22 protein-coding genes and 2 tRNA genes are annotated in these 25,713 nt (G+C 39.2%); 13 read left to right on the top strand and 11 right to left on the bottom strand.

What is annotated here, in order from left to right; genetic code table 11:
* The first annotated feature begins 60 nt into the window (after nt 1-60).
* Nucleotides 61-133 (top strand) — tRNA-Ala (locus tag EFY79_RS06845).
* A 104-nt stretch (nt 134-237) separates the two neighbouring features.
* On the opposite strand, the gene EFY79_RS06850 is transcribed toward EFY79_RS06845, so the two are convergent.
* From EFY79_RS06850 to EFY79_RS06880, 7 genes are all read right to left on the bottom strand, one after another.
* The gene (locus tag EFY79_RS06850; RefSeq protein WP_158605168.1) at nt 238-2,370 is read right to left on the bottom strand and encodes a carboxy terminal-processing peptidase; all 2,133 of its coding nucleotides are present in this window, start codon (nt 2,368-2,370) and stop codon (nt 238-240) included.
* 170 nt (nt 2,371-2,540) lie between these two features.
* A tRNA-His gene (locus EFY79_RS06855) sits at nt 2,541-2,614 on the bottom strand.
* Nucleotides 2,615-2,776: 162 nt separating this feature from the next.
* Entirely contained in the window at nt 2,777-3,133 is a 357-nt protein-coding gene (locus EFY79_RS06860; protein WP_123119936.1) for a hypothetical protein, read from the bottom strand.
* 25 nt (nt 3,134-3,158) lie between these two features.
* On the bottom strand, nt 3,159-3,875 hold the full coding sequence (locus tag EFY79_RS06865) for a pirin family protein (RefSeq protein ID WP_123119937.1): 717 nt from the start codon (nt 3,873-3,875) through the stop codon (nt 3,159-3,161).
* Nucleotides 3,876-4,020: 145 nt separating this feature from the next.
* Complete coding sequence (lpxB, locus tag EFY79_RS06870) at nt 4,021-5,127, bottom strand: lipid-A-disaccharide synthase (protein ID WP_123120061.1); 1,107 nt, start codon at nt 5,125-5,127, stop codon at nt 4,021-4,023.
* Between the two features lie 97 nt (nt 5,128-5,224).
* A complete protein-coding gene (locus EFY79_RS06875; protein WP_123119938.1) occupies nt 5,225-6,337 on the bottom strand; it encodes a carboxylate-amine ligase in 1,113 nt (370 codons plus the stop codon).
* 153 nt (nt 6,338-6,490) lie between these two features.
* Entirely contained in the window at nt 6,491-7,444 is a 954-nt protein-coding gene (locus tag EFY79_RS06880; RefSeq protein ID WP_123119939.1) for an ATP-grasp domain-containing protein, read from the bottom strand.
* A gap of 333 nt (nt 7,445-7,777) precedes the next feature.
* On the opposite strand from EFY79_RS06880, the gene EFY79_RS06885 reads away from it, so the two are divergent.
* From EFY79_RS06885 to bglX, 10 genes are all read left to right on the top strand, one after another.
* Nucleotides 7,778-8,218, top strand: a complete 441-nt coding sequence (locus EFY79_RS06885; RefSeq protein ID WP_123119940.1) for a hypothetical protein — start codon at nt 7,778-7,780, stop codon at nt 8,216-8,218.
* A gap of 126 nt (nt 8,219-8,344) precedes the next feature.
* Nucleotides 8,345-10,303: a M1 family metallopeptidase gene (locus tag EFY79_RS06890; protein ID WP_123119941.1), complete on the top strand. Its 1,959-nt coding sequence runs from the start codon at nt 8,345-8,347 to the stop codon at nt 10,301-10,303.
* Nucleotides 10,304-10,456: 153 nt separating this feature from the next.
* Nucleotides 10,457-11,731, top strand: a complete 1,275-nt coding sequence (locus EFY79_RS06895; protein ID WP_123119942.1) for an ABC transporter permease — start codon at nt 10,457-10,459, stop codon at nt 11,729-11,731.
* A 289-nt stretch (nt 11,732-12,020) separates the two neighbouring features.
* Nucleotides 12,021-12,884, top strand: coding sequence for a MotA/TolQ/ExbB proton channel family protein (locus EFY79_RS06900; protein WP_123119943.1), 864 nt, complete (start codon nt 12,021-12,023; stop codon nt 12,882-12,884).
* 52 nt (nt 12,885-12,936) lie between these two features.
* The gene (locus EFY79_RS06905) at nt 12,937-13,596 is read left to right on the top strand and encodes an ExbD/TolR family protein (protein ID WP_123119944.1); all 660 of its coding nucleotides are present in this window, start codon (nt 12,937-12,939) and stop codon (nt 13,594-13,596) included.
* Between the two features lie 42 nt (nt 13,597-13,638).
* Complete coding sequence (locus tag EFY79_RS06910) at nt 13,639-14,166, top strand: ExbD/TolR family protein (protein ID WP_123119945.1); 528 nt, start codon at nt 13,639-13,641, stop codon at nt 14,164-14,166.
* Between the two features lie 33 nt (nt 14,167-14,199).
* Nucleotides 14,200-15,027: an energy transducer TonB gene (locus tag EFY79_RS06915; RefSeq protein ID WP_123119946.1), complete on the top strand. Its 828-nt coding sequence runs from the start codon at nt 14,200-14,202 to the stop codon at nt 15,025-15,027.
* Nucleotides 15,028-15,258: 231 nt separating this feature from the next.
* A complete protein-coding gene (locus tag EFY79_RS06920; RefSeq protein ID WP_123119947.1) occupies nt 15,259-15,537 on the top strand; it encodes a hypothetical protein in 279 nt (92 codons plus the stop codon).
* 157 nt (nt 15,538-15,694) lie between these two features.
* Nucleotides 15,695-16,375 (top strand): SGNH/GDSL hydrolase family protein, encoded by a 681-nt coding sequence (locus EFY79_RS06925; RefSeq protein WP_123119948.1) that lies wholly within the window; start codon nt 15,695-15,697, stop codon nt 16,373-16,375.
* A 4-nt stretch (nt 16,376-16,379) separates the two neighbouring features.
* A complete protein-coding gene (gene bglX / locus EFY79_RS06930; protein WP_199727473.1) occupies nt 16,380-18,662 on the top strand; it encodes a beta-glucosidase BglX in 2,283 nt (760 codons plus the stop codon).
* 47 nt (nt 18,663-18,709) lie between these two features.
* On the opposite strand, the gene EFY79_RS06935 is transcribed toward bglX, so the two are convergent.
* A complete protein-coding gene (locus EFY79_RS06935) occupies nt 18,710-19,213 on the bottom strand; it encodes a 2-oxo-4-hydroxy-4-carboxy-5-ureidoimidazoline decarboxylase (RefSeq protein WP_123119950.1) in 504 nt (167 codons plus the stop codon).
* A 170-nt stretch (nt 19,214-19,383) separates the two neighbouring features.
* Nucleotides 19,384-20,640, bottom strand: a complete 1,257-nt coding sequence (locus tag EFY79_RS06940) for a hydantoinase/carbamoylase family amidase (RefSeq protein WP_123119951.1) — start codon at nt 20,638-20,640, stop codon at nt 19,384-19,386.
* Nucleotides 20,641-20,918: 278 nt separating this feature from the next.
* Between EFY79_RS06940 and EFY79_RS06945 the strand changes: the two genes are divergently transcribed.
* The gene (locus tag EFY79_RS06945; protein WP_123120062.1) at nt 20,919-22,922 is read left to right on the top strand and encodes a T9SS type B sorting domain-containing protein; all 2,004 of its coding nucleotides are present in this window, start codon (nt 20,919-20,921) and stop codon (nt 22,920-22,922) included.
* Here the strand turns inward: EFY79_RS06945 and EFY79_RS06950 are convergent.
* On the bottom strand, nt 22,902-23,141 hold the full coding sequence (locus EFY79_RS06950) for a hypothetical protein (RefSeq protein ID WP_123119952.1): 240 nt from the start codon (nt 23,139-23,141) through the stop codon (nt 22,902-22,904). The two genes, EFY79_RS06945 and EFY79_RS06950, sit on opposite strands and share 21 nt — an antisense overlap.
* 28 nt (nt 23,142-23,169) lie before the next feature.
* Nucleotides 23,170-23,409, bottom strand: a complete 240-nt coding sequence (locus EFY79_RS06955) for a hypothetical protein (protein WP_123119953.1) — start codon at nt 23,407-23,409, stop codon at nt 23,170-23,172.
* Between the two features lie 317 nt (nt 23,410-23,726).
* Between EFY79_RS06955 and EFY79_RS06960 the strand changes: the two genes are divergently transcribed.
* On the top strand, nt 23,727-25,694 hold the full coding sequence (locus EFY79_RS06960; RefSeq protein ID WP_123119954.1) for a glycoside hydrolase family 97 protein: 1,968 nt from the start codon (nt 23,727-23,729) through the stop codon (nt 25,692-25,694).
* Nucleotides 25,695-25,713: the final 19 nt, after the last annotated feature.

The raw sequence follows: 25,713 nt of genomic DNA on the forward strand, positions 1-25,713 counted from the left end.
TTTCATTGTTTTGCTGATTATATTTGCGGCCATAAAAATTTTTAAACAGTTCTTTTTTTTGGGGGATTAGCTCATCTGGTAGAGCGCAAGCATGGCATGTTTGAGGTGATCGGTTCGAGTCCGATATCCTCCACCTTTTAAATAGTAAAGCAATAAATAAGCAACATTTTTATTGCAGTTTGAAGACATAAAAAAACCGGTGGCCAGCACCGGTTTTTTATATAATCTTTAAAAATGTTATTTGCTTGCTTCTGCGAGCTGCTTTTCTCCTATCACTTTTTCCAGGGTTTTTACTGTTTCATCTATATACAAGTCATTGCTGATTGTTTTAAGAAAAGTTTCCTGCTTGCTAATCTTTGCAGTATCGCCTTGCATCGCAAGAGAATCAGGAGCAAGTGTAGTCACCTTCAAAAGGGTAGGCGATTTTGAATATTTGTCTAATTTTTTTGCAGCCTCACGGATATTCTGTTGCATTTGCTTGTATTTATCGATATTCAAAGGAGTGGGTTCATCCTGGTAACTATCAAGCAGGTTTACCTGCTTTTGAATTTCTTTAAAATCGATATTGTTGCTGATGTCATTATTTACGCTTGCAATTACTGAAGAGTAGCTGTATCCGGGATTCCAGAGTGTATACTGCGCTTTCGGAATCTGATCCCATGCCAGCGCATCGGGGTTGTCTTTTTCACGGAGTTTTGCATTTTCAAGGCGGTCAGGAATTAAAATGTCAGGAGTAACGCCTTTTAGTTGTGTGGTGCCACCGTTTATGCGGTAGAATTTTTTAAAGGTTAGCTTCACATCGCCCAAGCCTTCAGCAGGGTGGCTAAAAAAAGGATTTTCTGCCTGGGGATCAAGCGAAACGTTTCGTTGAACCGTACCTTTTCCATAGGTCGAACTTCCTATAATAATGCCACGATGATAATCCTGGATGGCGGCGGCAAATATTTCCGAAGCAGAAGCGCTAAGCTCATCTACCATTACAGCGAGCGGCCCTGAATACAACACTTCTTTTGCTCTATCTGATAATACGCTTGGCTCGCCATCCCTGCCTTTTACCTGCACTACCGGGCCTCCTTTCACAAATAATCCTACCATGTCTACCACATCCTGCAATGAACCGCCCCCATTTCCCCTCAGGTCCATAATAATTCCTTCAACATGGGCATCCTTTAATTTTTGCACTTCTTTTGCTACATCTGTGGCAGCGCGCCTTCCGGAAGGATCATCAAAATTTGCATAGAATTCCGGCAAATAGATGTAACCGATTTTATGGCCGTTATTATTAATCACCGCGCTTCTTGCAAATGTATCGTCCAAAGAAATTTTGCCCCTGGCTATAGGCACCACTTTAACCGAACCATCTGCTTTTTTAAGCGTAAGCTTTACTATGGAGCCTTCCTTTTCGCCACGGATTAACTTCACCGCATCGGTTACCGCATAGCCTGTCACGTCAACAGGGGCTGCGTCTCCTTCGCCAACTTTTATTATTTCATCGCCGGGTGTGATTTCGTTGGTCTTCCATGCCGGCATTCCGGTAATCAGACTTGAAATGGTAATCTTTCCATCTTTTTCCATGAGCTGGGCACCTATTCCGTAAAAAGTGCCACTTAACATTTCATCAAATGTTCTTTTATCTACCGGCGCAAAATAAGTGGTGTGTGGATCCATTGTGCTGGTAATTGCATTTACAAAACTGCTGAATAGGTCGTCCGAAGAGTTATGATTTTTGAGCGTTTCAAAATACCTTTTCATTTGCTTTGATACAACTTCCACAGCCTCGCGCTGCAAGGTGGAGTCTGCCTTTGCAGCTTCTTTTTTATCAGTGGCCGAATCCCTTTGTTCCTGCAAATCAACATATCTTACCAATACAAAATATTTCAGGCGCTTTCTTCCATAATCACTGCGTTCTTCCACCGTTTTTGGAAATGTTCTTTTATCGGCGTTGGTTTGTAATGACTCGTCTTTCTTAAAATCAAACGGATGCTTTAAAATTTCCTGGTATGAAGCTGAAACTTCATCTATCCTTTTAAGGTAAACCTTGCTTATCGCATCGAAAGATTGCAAGGGCGCTCCATGAATTTCATCATCAATGCGGTTTTCATACTTTTTAAACCCATCAATATCCTGCTGAAGAAAAATGTATTTATCGGGATCAAGATCGCTTACAAATTTTTTCAAAACTTCCTGCGAAAATTTATCATCAATTTTTTTGGGGCTGTAATGCCCTTGTTCCAGCACAATGCCTACATTATGGAGAATCTTTTCATATTTTGTTCTGGGATCTGCATCGCTTTTGCCTTTCACACCATACCCTATAAATAAGCCGGCCAGGATTAGAAGAATAAGGACCGGGATAAATTTTTTGCTCATAATAAAACTGATTATTGGGTTCATACGTAAAAGTAACAAAGATTAAATTTGTACTTTAAATTTAAATGTTTGAATTAACAAAGGTTTTTGCAAAAGTATAGACGGTATTTTGAAAACATTTATTGCGATTATACTAACGAAAAAACCCACCTGGCAGCGGGTTTTTTTTGGGTGGATGATGGGGCTCGAACCCACGACCCTCAGAATCACAATCTGATGCTCTAACCAACTGAGCTACAACCACCGTTTTGAAGGACAGCAAAATTAAAATAAAAATTCAATCTAAAAAAAAGAAGGTTTTAAAATTGCCGTATGAAAACCTTTATTCTTACTCTTTTAAAAAAAGAACGGGGTTTTTAATTGAATCCAAAATTAAAAAACCCGCTTTTTATTTATTTACTGTTGCTTATTCTTTATTGCTGTCTTTAAAAGCATCATCTACTATATTCACTGCCGGTTTGGAGTTCTGCAAGGCTTTGTTAATCGTATCTTCCAGGATTTGCGTAGAATCGCCGATGTTGTCAAAAACGATTAGTTCAGGCTTTTGATGCGAAAAAAGGGAAGTGAGCTTTTTAACTGATTCAGCCGCTACATCTTTCAGCAATATCACTATATCAAAACTGCGCAGGTGAAATAGCTCGATAGCTGTTTCGTCATCAATGGTGGCAGTGCTTTCCCATCCGGCGTTTTCATTTATGAATCTGGACAGTTTTTGTAGCAATACAGGGTCGCGCCCTACAGTCAAAATCTGAATTTTTTCCATATTGTTTTCTTTTTCAATTATAGGTTTAAAAAATCATCGGAACTTCCATTAATAAAAATTCCGCGTCGCTTTCAGCTTTAATATTTACTTTGTCTGTCTCCCAGATGCCATATCCATCGCGTGTGTTCAGGATTTCGTTATTTACCAGTATGCCCCCTTTCAAAACAAAAATATACAATCCATTTTTTTCATTTTTAAACTGGTAATCGGTACTGAAGCCTTTGTCAAATTTACCCAAATGAAACCATGCATTTTGATAAATCCACAAACCTCCGTCATTTTGGTTGGGCGATATGATTTGCTGCAATTTATTGTGCCTGTCTTCTTCATTTAACGAAACCTGGCCATACCGGGGCGTTACATTTTTTTTGTTCGGGAACACCCAGATTTGTAAAAATTTTACGGGCACATCTTTATTTTTATTGTATTCGCTGTGCTGTACGCCAGAGCCAGCGCTCATCACCTGGATATCACCTTGCTTAATTGTTGTAGTGTTGCCCATGCTGTCTTTGTGTTCCAAATCGCCTTCCAGCGGAATAGAAATGATTTCCATATTCTCGTGCGGATGAGTGCCAAACCCTTTTGCAGCACTTACGGTATCATCATTTAAAACCCGCAAAGCGCCAAAATGAATTCTTTCAGGATTGTGATAATTCGCAAAACTGAAAGTATGATAACTGTTCAGCCATCCATGATCGGCATGGCCGCGGGTATTGGCTTTGTGAAGAATAGTTTTTGCCATTTTTTATTGATTTACTGGTTATTTAATTTTTTTTGATAACACAAAGTTGCCTCCCTTCTTCATTTTTTACAATGATATAAGATAAGAATAAACATTGACTTTGATTAAGAGATTTCGCGGAAGTGTAACCGTTTGGGTATTTTTTTTATTCCCCGCTTACAAAATGAAATATGATTTCAGCGGCATTTTTGGAAGCATTTCCTCCTTCAGATAATAACCCGGCGAGAACAGAATAATCGTGTTTCATCCTTTGCAGTGTGGCGCTATCTGTTAGAATTTTTCTTAATTCAGCAGTAATATTTTCCGGGGTCAGGTCATGTTGAATCAATTCTTTAACCACTTCCTTATCCATGATTAAGTTAACCAGGGAAATGAATTTCAGTTTTATCAGCCGTTTGGCAATTTGATAAGAAATGTTGCTCGCTTTATAACAAACGATTTCCGGTACGCCAAATAAAGCAGTTTCCAGAGTGGCCGTTCCTGAAGTGACAAGAGCAGCCGTGGCGCTCATTAATAAAGAATACGTCTGGTTGGAAGCCGTTTTTACATTGTTATGATTTTTTAAAAAGTTTAAGTAAAAATCATCTTCAATTGAAGGGGCTTTTGCAATTACAAAATCGTATTCCTGAAAGTTTTCAGAGGCTTTAAGCATCAATGGAAGTTTGGTTTGTATTTCCTGTTTGCGGCTTCCGGGCAGCAAGGCAATCGTTTTGCCGGATGGCTTTATTTCGGGATGATTTTTTTTGAAATTATCTATCACATTCGCTAATGGATGCCCCACATACTCCACTTCAAAATTCCATTTTTGATAAAACTCTTTTTCAAAGGGAAGAATGACGAGCATCTTGTCAATATCGCGTCGGATGGCCTTTACGCGGCTTTCTTTCCATGCCCACACCTGGGGCGAAATATAAAAAACAGTTTTATATTTTTTTGCCTTTGCCCATTTTGCTATGCGCAGATTAAAGCCAGGATAATCAATAAAAATAATTACCTCCGGCTGGAAATTTGAAATATCATTTTTACAAAAAGAAATGTTTTTAAGGATGGCCGGAAGGTTTTTTAAAACTTCAGCAAATCCCATAAAAGCGAGGTCTTTATAATGCTTTACCAATTCAGCTCCGGCAGCTTTCATTTTATCTCCGCCCCATGCACGAACACGGGCGCCGGCATCCAGCTTTTTAATTTCTTTGATGAGATTGCTTCCATGAAGATCGCCGGATGCTTCGCCGGCTATGATATAATATTTCATGCCCATGCAATGTACGATTCAATTTGAAAACCAATACCCGGCGAACTTGCTGGTTTGCCATTCCTCTAAATAAAAATTGTGCTTATTTCTTTGTTTACTATAACCCCGACAAAAATTGTGATTGGATATAATCTACTACTGCCGGTGTGCTCAGCGTTTCTTCAAAAACCTTTAACTGACGGTCGGCGCCTGTGCCTTCGTCAAGTATTTTGTGAACGTAGCCAATGGTATTTCTGATTCCTAAAGGTGAAGTGACATCATCAATAAAATCCAGCAATTCATAAATAAGTATGCGTGTATTTACTTCGATTTCTTTACCAAAATCAATCATGCTTCCTTCGATACCATAGCGGCTGGCGCGCCATTTATTTTCATTGATAAGCATGCGTGGATAAGAAATAAAATTAAGATTTTGCATGCGCAATTTGTAGAGCTTTGCGCAAATGGCCTGGAATAAGGCGGCTATGGTTATGGTTTCGTAAACCGTGAGCGGCACGTCGCAGATTCTGAATTCAACAGTATTAAAAAACGGGTGAACTCTCAGATCCCACCAGATTTTTTTAGCGTTGTCGATGCAATTGGTTTTTACTAAAATTTTTACGTAATTGTCATAAGCCTCAATCGTATCAAAAAAGTCGGGGATGCCTGTGCGGGGAAATTTGTCGAAAATTTTTGTTCTGTAGGATTTGTAGCCGGTTGATCTTCCCTCCCAAAAAGGCGAGTTGGTGCTGAGGGCAAAAATGTGGGGCAAAAAATAGCGGGCGGAATTGGCGATATGTATTGCCATTTCACGGTTCTCCATTCCAATATGAACGTGCAAGCCAAAAATTAAATTACTTCTTGCTGCCTCCTGCAACTCTTTAACGATTTCGCTGTAACGTACATGGTCAGTTATTAACTGCCTTTCCCAATGGCTGAATGGATGGGTACCCGACGCGCCAACGGCCAAACCCAAATCGCCCGCAATCATGCTAATCGTTTTTCTCAGGTTTGAAACGTCAAGAAATGCTTCGTCGATATTTTGGCAAATATCAGTGCCCACTTCCACTACAGCCTGGTGCATTTCGGCTTTAACCTTATCTTTTATAATCTTTTCGCCTTCCTGTACAATTTTTTGTTCATGGCTTTTTAATTCTCTTGTTTCGGGGTCTATCACCATATATTCTTCTTCAATGCCGATTGTAAAATGTTTATAAGAAATAGAAGCCATTTTTTGGTAATTAGTTGCTTGGTGAGTTATGAGTTATGAGTTATGAATTATGAGTTATGAGTTATGAGTTATGAGTTATGAAAGGGTCTTTACTGCGTTTGTTAGTTGAATTATTCAAATTTCAGATTTTCACATTTTCACATTTTCACATTTTCACATTAAATCTTTGCCTTTAACTGCCCTTTCAACATATTCGCCCCAGGTAAGATTATCCTTTCCGTCCCGGTGCGATTGGGCTTTTTCAATGGCAAAATTGGCGGCAGCTTCAACCACCCAATTAAAGTTGGCTTCACCCACACTGGTAAGTTCGGCATCCGGTGCGGGATTGCAAAAATCAATCGCGTAAGGCACGCCATCTCTTAATGCGAACTCAACCGTATTAAAATCATATCCAAGATATTTGCAGAGCTTTAATACAATTCCTTTCATCTGTTCAAGCTTCTCGGCATCCGGCTTAAAATCGGCGGTATACCGAAGATGATGGGGATTCCGCGGTTCATACGACATAATATGTACGTCTTTGCCGCCAATACAATAGCAACGATAGTATTCATCAAAAACAATTTCTTCCTGCAACATCATTACGAGCTCGCCGGTTTCTCCATGCTTCGTAAAAAAATCATCAATACTGGTAACTTTGTAGACGCTTTTCCATCCTCCGCCCGCATGTGGTTTCATGTATGCCGGAAAACCAATGTAATTAAAAATCGATTCCCAATCGAGCGGATAAGCCAGGTTTGAAAATGAAATGTCAACCGTTTCGGCTGGTAATGAACTGGACGGAATCAATACCGTTTTTGGAACCGGCACATCAATTTTTGTGGCAAGGCTGTTATTAAAAAACTTTTCATCTGCGCTCCACCAAAAAGGGTTATTGATAACTGCTGTTCCGCATATAGCGGCATTCTTAAGATAAGCTCTGTAGAACGGAACATCCTGGGAAATGCGGTCGATTATTACATCATAGCCACTCGGTTCACCCTGCACAATTTTATCGATGCGCACCGGTTCGGCGATAATGCCGTCAACATTTTTTTCATTAACTCTCTTAACAAACGCTTCAGGAAAGCTTCTTTCGCGGCCAAACAGGATCCCGATTTTTTTCATACAATATTTTTAGTTTGAAATTAATTTCATGAAGAGGGGAAGATTATATTGCTAATATAATGAATTTTATAACCGTCGCTAATGGGCCACAAAAAAGGCCTCTCAAAAAAAAAGAGCGCGTCCACTTATTTTAAGCGAAAATTTATTCTATTAAGTCGCGATCTTACCGGGCTTCCGTCCCGGGCTTCCACAAATTAAGCTCTGTTGCTCTTTTTGAAGCTGGCCTATCTTTTTTTTACGGCGAATCTAAATTTATCCTAAAATGCCTGAGTACGATGGTGCTGGCTCATCGTTTATCTGGCATACTTTTTACCGCTTTTTACAAAAAACAGAATGGAAGCAAAAAATATTCTGACCGGGGCAATAGCAGGAACCGCCGCCATGACGGCTTTCAGTTATTTCCTTTCAGACAAAAAAAGTAAAGATTTCAGAGAGCCGGTTTTGCTTACCAAAATGATAAGTAGGGCATTTCCTGAAACTGAAAAGTCATTTTCAAAAACGGCTGGCTGGATGTTGCACGCCTGCACCGGGATTTTATTTGCTTATCTATCTAAAAGAATGATTCGGAAGTTGCAATCGCCATACGATTTATCAAACCAGGTGTTTATCGGCGCGGCTAATGGCGTGGCGGGTTTAATAGCCTGGAGACTGGCCTTTTCACTTCATCCAAATCCTCCAAAAATTCATTTTTATAAATTCTATCAGCATTTGGTACTTGCGCATATTATTTACACCCTTACCGCATTGTCAGTATTGGAGGGTAATGAAAGGTAATCGACAGTAAACGAACAAATTTTGTAGATTTTTATTTGCGATAATTCGCAAAGTGTATTGGACAAGCTATATAGCTGGTTTTGACGCATAATAATTTAAACCATTATTTTTATCTCAAAAAAATACATGAAAAGGCTTACTTCTTTGGTTTTTTATCTCGCAGCAGGAATTATTCTTTCTCCGTCCTTGGCTGCGCAGGATTCGTCTCTATATAATAAAAATGAAGTTTTTGATCCAACCTTCTTAATGCAGCCCGGAACTGAGTTCCGCAGTGCAAATGGCGCGCCGGGTCCCAGGTACTGGCAAAACGTAGCGAGTTATAATATTCACGCTACGCTGGATGAAAAAGATACGGTTTTAAAAGGCGATGTTACTATTAATTACACCAATAACAGCCCCGATGAATTAAAATATTTATGGTTACAGCTCGATCAGAATTTATTTGAACCGGATTCGCGCGGAGCGGCTACCACTTTGGTTTCCGGCGACAGGTTTGATGTAAAAGGGTATAAAAAAGGGGGCTATCATATTGGTACAGTTTCGATAATTTATAAAGGAAAGTCTTATAAAATCGAACCCGTAATTACCGATACCCGGATGCAGCTTCGGTTACCTTTTGCGGTTAAACCCCATGGCGATAAAATTAATATCAAGATAAATTATTGGTTTTCGATTCCTGAATACGGGGCTGACAGAATGGGGAGACTTTATACCAAAAACGGGGCTATTTATCAACTGGCGCAATGGTATCCGCGAATGTGTGTATTTGATGCGGTGAGCGGCTGGAACACTTTGCCGTATATGGGTTTGGGAGAATTTTATTGCGAGTATGGCGATTTCGATTATTATGTTACTGTTCCGGCAGATATGATTGTTGCTGGTTCCGGCGAATTGCAAAATCCTGCCGAAGTATTGACGCCGGTGCAAATAAAAAGATTAAATGAAGCCCGACACAGCGATAGCACCGTTTTAATTGTGAAAGAAGATGAAGTCGGGTTGCGCTCCACAAGGCCCACCCAAAAAGGAATGCTTACCTGGCATTTTAAAATGCATAATACCCGCGATGTTTCGTGGACGGCGTCTAAGGCGTTTATATGGGATGCTGCACGGGTTAATTTTCCTTCGGGAAGAAAAGGAATCGCAATGGCGGTGTATCCTGTTGAGAGCGAGGGATATGATAAATACGGGAGAAGTACGCAATACCTGAAACAAAGTATTGAATTCTACTCAAAAGATTATTTTGAATATCCGTGGAATTCGGCGGTTGTAGTAGCTGGTGTGGCTTTGGGTATGGAATATCCCGGAATCGTATTTTGCAGCTATAAAATCGGGAAGGCAAGCCTGTGGCATGATGTAACTCACGAAATTGGCCACAATTGGTTTCCTATGATTGTAGGCTCAGATGAAAGAAGCTATATGTGGATGGATGAAGGTTTAAATACTTTTATAAACGGGTATGCATCTAATGCTTTTAATAAGGGGGAATATGGCGATACTACTAATACCACCATTTTAAGAATGGCGAGAGTTATGAAGCTTGCCAAAGATCCGCTGATGACCCCGCCGGAATCTATGAGCCTCGGCGATTATGGCCAATATTATTCCAAGACGGCAGTAGCTTTGAATGTTTTGAGGAATTCTGTAATTGGTGCTGACAGGTTTGATTTTGCTTTTAAAACCTATATCAACAGATGGGCTTTTAAACATCCTCAACCTATAGATTTTTTCCGGACGATGAATGATGCTGCCGGCGAAAACCTAAACTGGTTTTGGAAAGAATGGTTTTATGAAACATGGAAACTGGACCAGGCCGTGAAAGATGTTCAATATGTAAACGATAAACCTGCCGAAGGCGCATTGATTACGATTATCAACCTCCAAAAAATGGCCCTTCCTGTTACGGTGAAAATTACAGAAGAGAACGGCAATACCCAATTGTTGAATTTACCCGTAAACGTATGGCAAAGAGGCGCCGACTGGACTTTTAAGTGTAATACTACTTCAAAAATTAAATCCGTAGTATTGGATCCTGGGGAGGTGCTTCCCGATATTGACAGGAAAAATAACAAATGGCAGTCTCAATAAAGGATTGTTTTTCATTTTCTTTAAAGAATAGTAAAACAACAAATAAGCAGTTTTTTGTTTTGCTTTTTACTACAGGAGTGGTAATTTGAATTTGCGCTGAAATTGTAACTTCACTGTCTATTTATCTAAGAATTTTTTTAACCTGATTCCTGCATGAAATTAAAAGATTCCTTATCGCTTGCTTTTCGCACCATCCGAAGCAACAAACTTCGTACAGGCATCACAGTGGCTATCATAGCTTTTGGCATAATGGCGCTCATAGGGATTATCACTGCCATTGCCTCAATGAACCAAAGCCTTACTGAAAATTTTGCAACCATGGGCGCTAATTCTTTCAGTATCAGGTATCGTGATTTTCAGATACGAATGGGCGGTAACAGGGAAGTAAAGAAAACGAATACCCGAAATCTGAAAACCAAAAAATCCAATGAACGGAAAATCATTACCTACCAGGAAGCAAGGATGTTTAAGCGCCAGTATTCCTTTCCGGCAAGAGTGAGCATCTCATTGCCGGGACCGCAAAGTATTATTGTAATGAACACAAAAGTGAAAACCAATCCTAATAATTCAATGATTGGAGGTGATGAAAATTATCTTCTTCAAAATGGCTACACACTAGCAGGAGGCAGAAATCTGAATACGCTGGATGTAGAAAGTGGAAGAAGTGTTTGTATTCTTGGAAACAGTGTAGCTCAAAAATTGTATGGGGAAAACACCTTAAAAGCGCTTGATCAAACCATCAAGTCAGATGGAATCAAATACCGGGTGATTGGGGTTTTAAAAGACAAAGGCTCAAGCGCATTTTTTAACGCGGATAATATCGTGTTGACATCTTACAATAATATCAGGCGCCTTTTTCCAACAGATGGATTGTCTTATAACATCGGTGTGATGGTAAATAATATTAACCAGATGGATGCCGCCATTGCTGAAGCCAAGGGAACTTTCAGGCCAATAAGAAAACTGGCAATTGATGAAGAAAATAATTTTTACATAGATAAAAGTGACAGCATTGCTGAAGTATTCAAAAGTGCTTTGGGTTCAATTACTACCGCCGCGGCTTTTATTGGATTGATAACCCTGATTGGCGCCGCCATTGGCCTTATGAATATTATGCTGGTAGCCGTAAGTGAGCGCACCCGCGAAATAGGATTGATAAAAGCGGTAGGGGGGAAAAGAAAAAATATAAAAGCACAGTTTTTATTTGAATCTATTTTTATCAGCCTTATTGGCGCTGTTTTAGGAATTATTTTAGGGGTGATAGTAGGAAACGTGGTTGGATTATTTCTGCATACAGGATTTGTAGTTCCATGGGGTTGGGTAATTATAGGGATAGTGGTATGTTCAGCAGTAGGACTTTTTGCAGGGCTTTATCCGGCGCTTAAGGCCGCACGACTGGATCCGATTGTCGCTCTTCGGTATGAATAATACAAATGCAAATATTTTTTGAGTTTCTTGTTTATTAAAAAGGTATAGTTATTTATTCGAAATGAGGTTGCCGCCTGGCTTTACAAAAATTCCTCTGTGAGCTAAGTCTGCATTTATTTTTTAAAAAACGAATAGCAGTTAAGTAACTTTCAAATATTTTATTAACTTGTGCTCCTCTACAAAATTTTTTTAACGTAAATGAGATTTCTAATCCTTTTTTCTTTACAATTGCATAATCAAATACTTTCACAAAATCAATAAAACTTAAACATTTAAAAATTAAACCAACATGGCAGATTTAAAGACTCCTGCAAACGCACCAGTAAACGCTACCACTTCGGTGCAGGCTAAAAAATCAAATAATATTATTTCATTATTAGCTCCTATTATATGTATTATAGCCGGATATGTTATCTGGCGATTTGTTATCGGTGCGGATAGCAACTTTACACAACCTGATCCCAATGGTGGTTTCTGGCCTAACCAACTTGGTCCTAAGGGCGATTTTCCAAGAATGTATGAAGGTGGAATTATTGTACCGATTCTTATCGGCTGTTTCCTGATTGTGTTAACATTTGTTATTGAAAGATCCCTGACCGTTTCGAAAGCTTCCGGTAAAATTTCAAATGCCGAGTTCATCAGGAAAGTGCAGTTTTTCCTTGCTGATAAAAAAGTAGATGCCGCTATTGCAGAATGCGATAAGCAAAAAGGTTCAGTTGGTAATGTAATGAAGGCCGGCCTTCGCAAATACAAACAAATGATTACCGATACGGAGTTAGATACTGATCAAAAAGTGTTGGCTATCCAAAAGGAAATTGAAGAAGCCACTGCTCTGGAATTGCCAATGCTGGAAAAAAATCTTGTATTCCTGTCTACTTTGGCATCTGTGTCTACATTGATTGGATTGTTGGGAACGGTTGTTGGGATGATTCGTGCGTTCGGTGCCCTGGGTGAATCTGGAGGTGGCGATGCTGCGCGTACTTTGTCTATTGGTATTGCAGAAGCTTTGTATAACACGGCTTTGGGAATCGGTACTTCGGCATTTGCGATTGTTACTTATAACATTTTTACTACAAAAATCGATGCCATCACGTATGGAATTGATGAATCAGGCTTTACATTGACACAAAGTTTCGCTTCATTATACAAATAATTTTGTGGAATTTTTGAAAGTTTGAATCTTATAATTATTAAATCAAAAACTCATGGCAAGAGCAAAAATAAAACGTGGCAGTACAAGCGTGGATATGACGCCAATGTGTGACGTTGCGTTTTTATTATTAACCTTCTTTATATTGGCCGCAAAGTTTAAGCCACCAGATGTTATTGAAGTGGTCACTCCTACATCAGTATCCAACAAAGTAGCACCTCAGAAAGATTTTTTAACTGTGACTATCAGCAAAGACAATAAAGTTTTCTTAGCGATCGATCCTAAAATTAAGGCCGATGTTTTGGATGAATTAGGGAAAGAAAGGAATATCAGTTTTTCTGCGCAGGACAAAGCAAATTTTCTCAACGCACAGTTCGTAGCAACACCAATCAGCCAGTTAAACCAGTTTGATCAGTTAAAACCTGAACAAATTAAAGGGGCCAATTTGCCCGGAATTCCGGTTGATAGCGCTAATAATGAATTGACGTCCTGGATTTCTGCGGCTGTCAATGCGCGAATGGGTGAAACGTTGAATTATCTTATTAAAGGTGATGACGCATCAAAATATGAAACTTTTGAAAACGTGCTAAATGCGTTTAAGAAGAATGATATTTATAAATATAACCTGGTGACTAGCGCTGAGTCTATTCCGGAGGGAAGTGAACTGTACAAGAAAAATCTTGAAGAACAAAGAACAGGCAAAAAATCAGAATAGACTTAACCGGAAAAATATTTTAAAACATAAAAATTTATTACTATGGCAGAAATGGAAGTAAAAGAGAGTAGTAAGAAGGGACCGGGCGTCAAGAAGAGTAAAAAACAATCTACCCGCGTTGACCTTACTCCTATGGTGGACCTTGGATTTTTGCTGATAACGTTTTTTATCTTTACAACTACGGTATCACAGCCAACCTCCATGAACCTAAACATGCCTAAAGATACCAAAGATCCTAACCTGGATACAAAGGTTAAAGAATCCGGATCCTTGACACTCTTGTTAGGAAAGCAAAATGTGATTTATTATTATTATGGTAATGATCCTGCCACCATGCAGACTACAGGTTACAAAAATGTACGGGATATTATCTTAAAAAAGAAACTATCTACGCCGGCTAATGACTTGTTTATTATTATCAAGCCTGACAAAGATGCTACTTACAAAAATGCTGTTGATATACTGGATGAAATGGATATAAATGATATCCCCAGGTATGCGATGGTAGATCCAACGGCGGATGAGTATAGTAAAATTCAACAAACAGAAGCGGCAAGTGGTATTAAATGACAAATACCAACAGATAAAATAAATTATTAAAAAATGGAACGTAATCAAATATTAAAAGCAGATATTCTCGACATCATTTTTGATGGAAGGAATAAGGAATATGGGGCCTACGATCTTCGAAAGACCTACAACAAAAGAATTACCTATGCTTTGGTAGGAACAGTGGTAATTATTTTGCTTTTCCTTATCGGATCTGCAATAGCGAATAAGCTAAAATCAGATGAAAATGTTGTCCAGGTTCATACCACTGATGCAACATTACAGAAAATAAAACCTGACGAACCACCTCCTCCACCACCACCACCTCCTCCAAAAGTACCACCACCACCACCGGTAGCTACCATTAAATTTACGCCGCCTAAAGTGGTAAAGGATGAGGAAGTGATTAAGCCGCCACCAGAAGTGAAACAGATTGAAGAAGCTAAAGTGGACGTGAAGACTGTTGAGGGAACAAAAGATTTGGGTATAGTTGCTCCACCCACTGATATTAAGGGAACAAATGTGGTGGCCGCCCCGGTTGAAAAGAAAGAAGATCCTGATAAAGTCTTTACAAAGGTTGAAATTGAAGCTCAATTTCCAGGTGGCCTTCAGGCCTGGAGCAGATATGTAAGCCGTGCTATCACTGCCAGGGTTGATGAGTTCTCAGAAAGCGATTATGGAACCTGCGTAGTTAGATTTATTGTGGATAAAACAGGCACAGTAAGTGATGTGCAGGCTACCACCATGAAAGGAACTAAACTTGCAGAAGTAGCCGTAAACGCAATTCGGAATGGTCCAAAATGGATTCCGGCTCAGCAAAACGGACGCCAGGTAAATGCATATCGTTTGCAACCTGTTACTTTGCAGAACCCCGACCAGTAAACAAATTTATATTTATATTTAATTTTTTTCAACCGCCTCAAATCTGAGGCGGTTTTTTTTATTGATATATGTATCCATATATGATGGAGAGATTACTCATAGGTTCGGGCTTCAGTTGGAATATCTGTCTCAAACCTGCTCTAAAATACTTTTGAAGGCGTACAATTTTCGGCACACTCTTTTATTGTTGCATATAAAAATTGGATCGTTATCAAAGTTAAATTTCAAAAAATGCATATCAACCCCCGTCCTCCAACAAAAAGAATGATTGAAAAATTAAAAGAATGCCTGGAAAAGGAAACTGTATATGGGGAGAAAATTCCATGTTTGCCGGAAGAAATGAAGTCTTCATTGGCCGGCTTATACAAACGGGGGCTCATTGGAACAAGGATGGACGTAGTTAATGAGAAAAAAGTTTTGTGCATATTCGTAACAGATAGCGGTAAACAATTTGTTGCTGATTTAGAGAAAAAAGTGCTTAAAAAAGAAGAGAAGAGTAAAACCTCATAAAAAGATGTTGCCTGATATTCCGCGCTATTTTTTACCTTTCATTTCAAATCTTTATTTGCTTTTGCAACTTCATGTGTAAAATTTGAATCTAAAATAGCTAACTATTTGAGAGTAAAATTTTCATTGATTGAAGGAATCTAAACTAAAAAAAAAATAAATGAAAATATTTACTTTCCCCAGGACTTTTAATTTGGTTATTTTCTTTTTTTTATCTTTTAGTATTGCTGAAGCGCAGCAAGCGCCGTTCTATTCTGAGATTCAACAATTCAAAAAAGATGACATCGTTAATTTTCCACCTAAAAACGCTATACTTTTTCTCGGGAGTTCTTCCTTTAGAAAATGGACCGATGTGCAGGATTATTTCCCTGGTTACCAAATTATAAACCGTGGATTTGGCGGTTCTTCCTTTCCTGACGCCATATATTATTTCGATAAAATTGTTTTGCCATATCATCCAAGGCAAATACTTATTTATGAAGGGGATAATGATTTAGCTTCTTCAAATAAAATAACGCCGGACTCGGTTGTGAACCGCTTCAAAAGCCTCTTTTATTTGATCAGGAAAAATCTTCCCAAAACTAACATCGCTTTTGTTTCGATAAAGCCAAGCCTGAGCAGGGAGAAATTAATCCCCGAAATGGCAAAAGCAAACTCATTAATTGAGCATTTCCTGAAAGATCAAAAAAATGCGTCATTCATAGATGTTTTTCATCCCATGCTGGACGCAAATGGAAAGCCGCGAAATGATATTTTTCTTAGTGATGGTTTGCACATGAATCCAAAAGGATATGCCATTTGGCAAAAGATCATTGAACCATATTTATTAAAAAATAAATGACATTATGCGAAGCCTGCAATCTTTTGCAATAGGAATATTGCTTATTTGTTCGTTTACTGTGGAGGGCCAAAGTTCCGGTCAAACAAAAATGGACAATTTCATCAGTGCTTTGATGAAAAAAATGACGCTTGATGAAAAAATTGGACAGCTCAATTTGGTAACACCCGGAGGTGCTGTCACGGGAGCGGTTGTGAGCGAAGATGTAGATACAAAAATCCGTAATGGACAAGTAGGAGGCTTATTTGGAATTACGGGTCCGGACAAGATTCGCCGGGCGCAGGAAATAGCAGTGAAAAATTCACGCCTGCACATTCCTTTGATTTTTGGTCTGGATGTGATTCATGGCCACCGAACTATTTTCCCCATTCCATTAGGCTTATCTGCGAGTTGGGATACTTCCCTGATTAAAAGAAGTGCGCGTATTGCCGCAAACGAAGCTACGGCAGATGGTCTGAACTGGGTTTACTCGCCAATGGTAGATATAGCGCGCGACCCTCGCTGGGGCAGAATTGCAGAAGGTTCGGGGGAAGATCCTTTCCTGGGCTCACAAATTGCCAAAGCGATGGTAGAAGGCTACCAGGGAGATGACCTGTCAAAAGATTCAACGGTGATGGCCTGCGTAAAACACTATGCTTTGTATGGTGCTGCTGAAGCAGGCCGCGATTACAATACCGTAGACATGAGTAAAGTGAGGATGTATAATGAATATCTTCCCCCTTATAAAGCTGCCGTTGATGCCGGCGTCGGAAGTGTGATGACTTCTTTTAATACAGTGGATGGAATTCCAGCAAGCGCCAACCGGTTTTTATTGACCGATGTGCTGCGCAAGCAGTGGGGATTCAGGGGATTGATTGTGTCTGATTATACCTCCATTAGTGAAATGATTAATCATGGGTTCGGCGATCTTCAGGCTGTTTCCGCGAAATCTTTAAACGCCGGGATGGATATGGATATGGTTAGTGAAGGATTTTTAAGCACATTAAAAAAATCATTACAGGAAGGAAAAGTAAGTCTTCAAAAAATAGAAGACGCTTGCAGAAAAGTGCTGGAAGCCAAATACAAGCTCGGCTTATTTGACGACCCTTACCGCTATTGCAATGACGAAAAGGCTAAATCTGAGTTGATGAGTGATTCAAATTTACAAGCCGCAAGAGAGATTGCAGAACGAAGCTTTGTATTATTAAAAAATGAAAACAAGATATTGCCACTAAAGAAGAGCGGAACGATTGCGCTGATAGGACCGCTGGCAGATAATAAAAGAAATATGCTGGGTACATGGAGCGTTTCCGGCGATCCTGAAAAAAGTGTCACCATCATGCAGGGTATTAAAAACGTAGCTGGCAATGAGGTAAAGATTTTATATGCAAAAGGCGCCAACATCAGCGATGATACGATGCTGATAGAAAGAGTAAATGTTTTTGGAACTGAAATTGATGTGGACTCAAAATCTCCTGATGAGATGCTGAATGAAGCGGTTGAAACTGCTAATAAAGCTGACGTAGTTGTGGCTGTGCTTGGTGAAGCTGCTGACATGACGGGTGAATCTTCCAGTATGAGCCATATAGGCTTACAGCCGGACCAGCAAAATTTATTAAAGGCGTTGGTGAAAACCGGCAAGCCGGTTGTGTTGGTGTTAATGAATGGAAGGCCAATGACTTTAACATGGGAAGATGAACACGTACCAGCTATTCTTGATACATGGTTTGGTGGTACAGAAGCTGGAAATGCGGTGGCGGATGTTCTTTTTGGAGAGTATAACCCTTCGGGAAAAATTACAGCAACTTTCCCGAGAAATGTTGGGCAGATTCCCATCTACTATAACCATTTAAACACAGGCAGGCCTTACCATCCGGGTGATAGTCCTAAATTTAAATCAGATTATCTTGATGTGCTTAATTCACCTTTGTATCCATTCGGTTTTGGCTTGAGCTATACCACTTTTTCTTATAGCAATATTTCTTTGGATAATTCCATTCTTCAAAGTGGAGGAAAAATTACTGCCTCGGTCAATGTAACCAATACCGGTACTCGTAAAGGAAAAGAAACTGTTCAAATGTACACCCGGCAGATGGTCGGAAGTATTGCCCGTCCGGTAAAGGAATTAAAGGGATTTAAGCAAATAACGCTCGAGCCTGGAGAAACGCAGAAAGTGTCTTTTACTTTATCGGTAAACGATTTGAAATTTTACAACAGCGATTTAAAGTACGTTGCAGAACCGGGAGACTTTACATTATTTATCGGTACCAATAGTGCAGATGTAAAAGAAGCAGATTTTAAGCTAAAATAAAATCTCTTTATTATCATAGTAAACAAAGAAATATTGCAAATTTTTGTTTAGCTAAATAACAACTGCAGCCTTGACTGGGTTATTTTATTCTGTTCGCCTGCGGCAATAATTAATTCATCGTGGGGATCGTTTTTTATCCTTTCAGATAATTCTGATAAGATATTTTCTATTGATTTTCCTTTGGTATATACTACGAAATTATAGCCGAACACCTCTTCATACTCATTATTTTTCTTTTCAAGATCTCTTAAAATATCAGGTGAAGCTTTGAAAAAAACTGCCTGTTCATTTTTAACCCAGTCAGCGTTAATTGTGATATTGTTTTCAATAGACCCAATGTCACCAATTCTGATATGGCTTTGAAAGGCTTCCAGCCATTCCGCAGGATTGCATTCGTACCATTCTTCTTCTGCATACTCCAGTAAGTCCACGAGATTCTGTATAGGAAAAATTGCTAACATTTTTTTTACCCACACATCCGAATTACAACATTGTTTAAGAAGCCTTCTCCTACCAGCCACGTCAAGGTGGTCAAAATCAGCTATTGTCATTGAATATTTTGTCTTTTAAATGATTTTACAAAATAAAAATAGTAAATAATTCCCTTGACTGCGATAAATCTTATGCAGGAAATTTTGAGTGATTAACAGCGCATAGCGCCAATTCGTTTTTTTTAATTTACCTCTTTCAAAAAGAAATATGAGCCTTAAAATTCGGTAAACTACTTATCTTTTTTTCTGAAAGATTTTTCGGGAAAAGCAATTACTTTTTGAATGAAAAGTTCGCTTATTTCCAATGCTTTTGCAATATTGTTTTTTTCTAAATCTTCTGTAGGTTGGTGGTTACTATCCTTGATGGATTTTACAAATAGCATAGCCGCGGGCGCTATCTTAGCTATATTGGCAGCGTCATAAATGGCGCCGCTTTCAAAAGAAATCAATTGTATATTTTTTTCTTTTACAGATTCTTCCAACAGCTTGCGTAGCTTTTTATTCAATACTACCGGATCTGACTCCTGTATTAGCTTCCATTCAAAATAAATATTCCTTTTGTCACATGTTTTTTCGCATAAAAAATAAATGTTTTCGTAGGCTGTCGACAGTACCTCGTCATCGTCGCTGCGGATATCCAATGAACAGCTTACTTTGCCGGCAATTTTATTAGACAGGGGATGGGTCACATTTATTTTGCCAATGGTTGCCCGCAGATTTTTCTTTTCGCGCTTTGCATATTTTTCTACCTGTAGGATAAACTTTGCTGCGGCAGCCAGTGCATCGTTCCTTTCATGCATCGCTAATGTGCCGGCATGGCCATCTTTTCCACTGAAAATGATTTCAATTCTTTTTTGTCCATACATCGAATCTACCACGCCAACCGGCACATCCGCCTCAAAAAGTGTAAATCCGGGTTCTGAATGGATTTCAAAATATCCCAGGATTTCTTCAGCAGGAATAAAATCCTCTTTAATTTTTTCATAATCAAGATGAAGAGAACCTAATACTTCAGACAAAAGATGATTCTCTTTGTCTTCAAGCCTCAGCAATTTATTTTCAAAATTGCCGGCTACCACCTTGCTGCCCAGGTTGGTGTAATTAAATCTCGTGCCTTCTTCTTCTGCAAAAGCAATCAGTTCAATATTAAAAGGCAGTTGTATGTTCTTTTGCTTTATATTTTCAATGATGTCAAGACCCATGAGAATTCCCAGCATGCCATCATTTTTATTTTCGTAAGGGTCTTTATCAAAATGGGAACCTATCAGAAAGGTTTTGGCATCAGCCTGGTTGTTTGTTAGTTTTCCCCGGATGTTTCCGATATTGTCTGCAGAGGTTTTAAGGCCTGCAGCACTCATCCAGCCTGCTATTTTCTGGCTGTATTCTATAAACGATTGTGAGCCAAACAGTGGCGAGGCCTGGTTTTCGCCCGAAAGTTCATTTATTCTATGCTGGATAGTAAAAGCCCGGTCCTGAAAGTTTTTCATATTTAATTAAGCAATATTTTTAAAATAAAGTGAACTTGCTTTAATTTTCTCTGCGCGAAGTAAACGAATTTTTATAAGACCTCAGCATCTTCCCGGCTTTAAACTCATTCGTTTCTGGACTCTTCGCAGGAGTATGTAAAAACCGCAGAATTAAAATCCACAATATTTTTTCGTTTACTGTAGACTTCGTACTAAAAACTCTTAAAAAAATCATATTCTTTTTAAAAATTAAATAGCATTGAAACGAAAGGATATTTTTGCTTTTTATAAGTATTGCTGTGAAAATTATTTTTTTCTTTTTTCTTTGTTTTCATTTTATTCAAATTGCTAATGGGCAAACGTGTACAACGCTCGGCCAAACGCCCTCCACGGCCTTTCCTGTATGCGGAACCAGTATTTTTTCCCAAACAACAGTTCCTTACTGTGGCGGAAGGTCGGTGCCTGGGCCTTGTTCTACGACAGACAGCCTGACGGATACAAATCCTTTTTGGTATAAGTTTACCTGCTTTAAAGCGGGAACATTGGGTTTTTTAATAACGCCCGTTGATTTATCAGATGATTATGACTGGCAGTTGTTCGACGTTACTGGCCATGATCCAAATGAAATTTATACAAATCCGAGGTTGTTTGTATCCTGCAATTGGTCTGGCAATACCGGCCTCACAGGCGCCTCACCTGCAGGCCAAAAGTTAAACAACTGTGCCGGTCCAACATATCCAACCTTCAGTTCGATGCCCACTTTGCATGTAAATCATCAATATCTTTTATTGGTAAGTCATTTTACCAAATACAAACCCGGCCAGGACGGGTATCAATTAAGTTTTGGCGGAGGCACCGCAAGTATTACGGATACCATTGCACCAGCATTGCAAAGCTTAAGCAGCTCATGCGACGCTACCAATATTTTTATTAAAACAAATAAGAAGATGAAATGCAGCAGTCTTGCCAGTAACGGAAGCGATTTTGAGATTATTCCTGCAGTTGCAAAAGTTGTTAACGCCCAATCTTTTTGTGATGCATTTGATATGGATTCATTGGTTATAAAATTAGACAAACCATTGCCTCCGGGAAATTATACACTCAGTATAAAAAAAGGTTCGGATGGCAATACGCTGCTGGATAACTGCGGTACCAATATACCGGTCGGAAATTCACTGCCTTTACAAATTATCCCACTGGCTCCTACACAGATGGACAGCCTGACTCCTGTTACCTGTGCACCTCAAAGTTTACAATTGGTTTTTAAAAAAAATATTTCCTGTAATTCCATATCAACAGATGGCAGCGATTTCATCGTGCAGGGGCCTTCGCCGGTTAATGTGGTAAGCGCAAGTGGAAATTGTACGAATGGGATGACAAAAATTATCAACATAAACCTTTCCGGCCCGATTGTAAATGGAGGTTTGTACAAAATTATTTTGAAAGAAGGAAATGATGGAAACACCCTGGTAGATGAATGTGCGCAGGAAACTCCACCCGGATCTTCATTAAGTTTTTTAATAAAAGATACGGTTTCCGCGGCCTTTTCTTATTCAATAAAAAAAGGCTGCGATTATGATACTGTGTATTTTACAAATGCCGGAAAAAATCAAATCAACCAATGGTTTTGGCAATTCGATTATAACGGAACAAGCTCATTGCAAAATCCTGTTTCCTATTTTGATTCCTTCGGAAAAAAACAAATTATTTTAAGCGTTTCAAACGGATTTTGCAATGATACGGTAAGAAGTGAAATTGTATTGGACAATGAGCTTAAAGCTTCGTTTGAAACCAATAATATTTTGTGCCCTGAAGATTCTGCAATTTTTAAAAACACCAGCGTCGGGAATATAGTTTCTTATTACTGGAATTTCCAGAATGGAAACATCAGCGAAAATAAAAATCCTGGCCCTCAAAAATATCCGGTCTTACTGGCAGAACATGATTACCCGGTTTCATTGATTGTTCAAAACGACCTTGGCTGTTATGACACCGCTGTTAATAATATTCGCGCGCTTAAAAGTTGCTATATAGCGGTACCAAGTGCTTTCACTCCAAATGGCGATGGCCTCAATGACTATTTATATCCCTTAAATGCGTATAAAGCAGGCAAACTTACCTTCAGAGTGTACAACCGGGCGGGCCAGTTACTGTTTGAAACGCATGACTGGACCAGGAAGTGGGATGGCACTTTCAAAGGCGAACCCCAGGATGCCGGAGCTTTCGTCTGGACATTAAAATATGTACTTCGCGACACCGGCAAGCCAGTTTTCATGAAGGGGTCAACTATCCTGGTAAGATAAATTTTGCAATGGCCAGCTAATCGTTTGCCCTGAAATAATATCATCCTGTTGGTAAATGGTGGCTTTTCTCTCCTCGTTCTGAACTGGCCTGTCATAAGTGATTCCAAAAACTAACGACGCAGGGATAAACAATCCGGTCATTAAAACACCGAGCGAAAAGACGAAATGCTTTGAATATTCAGTTATCTGTGCGGAATAATTCTTTACTATTTTTTTCATTTTTGTTTTTTTTTAAGTTTGAATGGGCTTAACTGTTTCTTATGGAGTAATCTTTATTGAGATACACAGTATTGACAAGGTGATTTTCGGGATTTTCCTTCGTAATATTTGTGCTTTTTAAGGCTGTGTTGTCGTGCCTTTTATAAGTAATGCCAAATACAAAGGCGAAAGGAATAAATAGACCGATAATCAGTACTTTCAGGGAATATCCAATTTGATTTACAATTTCAAGAACTGTTCCTGAGTAGTTGCTTATTTCTGTTTTCATTTTATTTTGTTTTACTTTTTTTTATTTAATTACATAACAAAGATATAGTTGAAGATAAGTACTATGCAAAACATAGTACATTAACATGCATAATTCATATATGAACGGTTTAAATTGCGATTGATTGGTTTGCGGATTTCTTTAAAATTTCTCTATAACTTCCTTTTTGGAAGCGGAAAAGTGGCATTTTGCTGTTCACAATAGCCTGCATTTCATATAACAGAGCTCTTGGCTTATTTGCCTTACCACAATTGATATTCTATATGAAAGAAAAAAGTTGTGTATAATTGCACCATTTATTTTAAACATGTATTGCGATGAAAAAACTGATATTCTATTTGTTATTCCTCTTATCACTCAATTCTCCATTGAAAGCGCAGCAGTATTCTTTAAGCTCGCCAGGAGACATATTGAAAATTAACGTTACAACCGATAGCCTGCTACATATTACGGTTTTAAAAAATAATAAGCCTTTAATCAATTCACTTAATGCCGGCTTGGTTCTGTCGGATAAAACGCTGCCGGGGAGAAAGTCTAAAGTGCTAAAAGCCCAAAAACAGAAATTCAATACGCTTATCAAGCCGGTAGTGGCGATAAAAAATTCTTCGATAAAAGATGAATACAACCAGTTAACTCTGACTTACAAAGATCATTTTTCAGTGGTTTTCAGGCTTTATGATGATGCTTTCGCTTACCGCTTTGAAACATCTATCCCAGATAGTATTACAGTAAACAATGAAATATGCGATATTTCCATTCCGGGAGATACTGAGGGGTGGTTTGCCTTTGCGGACCGCTGGATGAACAGCTACGAACACATGTATGAAAAGTCGGCCATTAATAAAATAGATAATGAAAAAACGGCTCAGTTGCCTTTTTTACTTTCCATTGACGATACCCAAAAGTTGCTTATTACCGAGAGTGATTTGTACGATTATCCCGGTTTATATTTCGCAGGAAATACCAATGATCATTTGCATTCAATATTTCCTCCGGTTGTTAAATCGGAGAAAGAAAACAAGCCCGGCCGGGGAGGTTGGGACCGTATTTTTGTACCGGCCAGCACTTATGATTACATTTCCAGGACGAGTGGGCGGCGTAGCTTTCCGTGGCGCATATTTGCCGTAGCCAACAACGATCGCGATTTACTGAATAATGATATCGTTTATAAATTGGGCAAGCCCAATGAGCTTAAAAATACAGACTGGATAAAACCAGGCCAGGTGGCGTGGGACTGGTGGAATCACTGGAATGTGACCGGCGTTGATTTTCGAGCAGGGGTAAATACGCAGACTTACAAATACTATATTGATTTCGCGGCTGAAAACCATATTCCCTACATTATCATGGATGAAGGATGGTATAAGTTAGGCAATATGACTGAACGCGTGCCTGATGTGGATGTTAAGGCAATTGCCGACTATGGAAAGGAAAAAAATGTAGGCGTAATACTTTGGTGTGTATGGCGCACGCTGGATAATCAGATGGAAGAAGCAATGAATTTATTTGAACAATGGGGCATAAAGGGAATTAAGGTAGATTTTATGAATCGCGATGACCAGGCGGTGGTTAATTTTTACTGGAGGTGCGCTAAAGCCGCAGCCGCTCATCATTTGTTGGTCGACTACCATGGAGCTCATAAACCCGCAGGCCTTATGCGGACCTATCCTAACGTGATAAACTATGAAGGTGTTCCCGGGCTGGAACAGGATAAGTGGACAGATTCAATGACTACACCAGAAATGGCAGTTACCATTCCTTTCATCCGGATGTTTGCCGGCCCGCTGGATTATACGCCTGGAGCCATGCGAAATGCGCAAAAAAGAGACTTCGCTCCAATAAACGATAATCCGATGAGCCTTGGCACACGTTGCCAGCAGATAGCAATGTATATTGTTTTTGACGCTCCTTTGCAAATGCTGGCCGATAATCCTACAACTTATGAAAAAGAAAAAGAGTCATTGGATTTTATAAAAAGTGTGCCTACCACCTGGGATGAAACAATTCCTCTTGATGGCAAAGTCGGTAATTACGTAGTTTTAGGGAGAAGAAAAGGCGAAATTTATTTTGTGGGAGCCATGACGGACTGGAATGCCCGCGACGTGGTTGTTAACTTTTCATTTCTGCCTGAAGGATCTTTCCACATCACTTATTTCCGGGATGGAGTAAACGCCGATAGAAACGGCGCGGATTATAAGGAAATTAAAACTACCATCACTAAAAATGATTCATTAAAAATCCATTTAGCTCCGGGCGGAGGATGGGCTGCGCGGATAGAAAGGTAAGGATGGATCCGAGAATCAG

Source organism: Hanamia caeni (assembly GCF_003721595.1).
In the GTDB taxonomy this organism is placed as follows: Bacteria; Bacteroidota; Bacteroidia; order Chitinophagales; family Chitinophagaceae; genus Ginsengibacter; species Ginsengibacter caeni.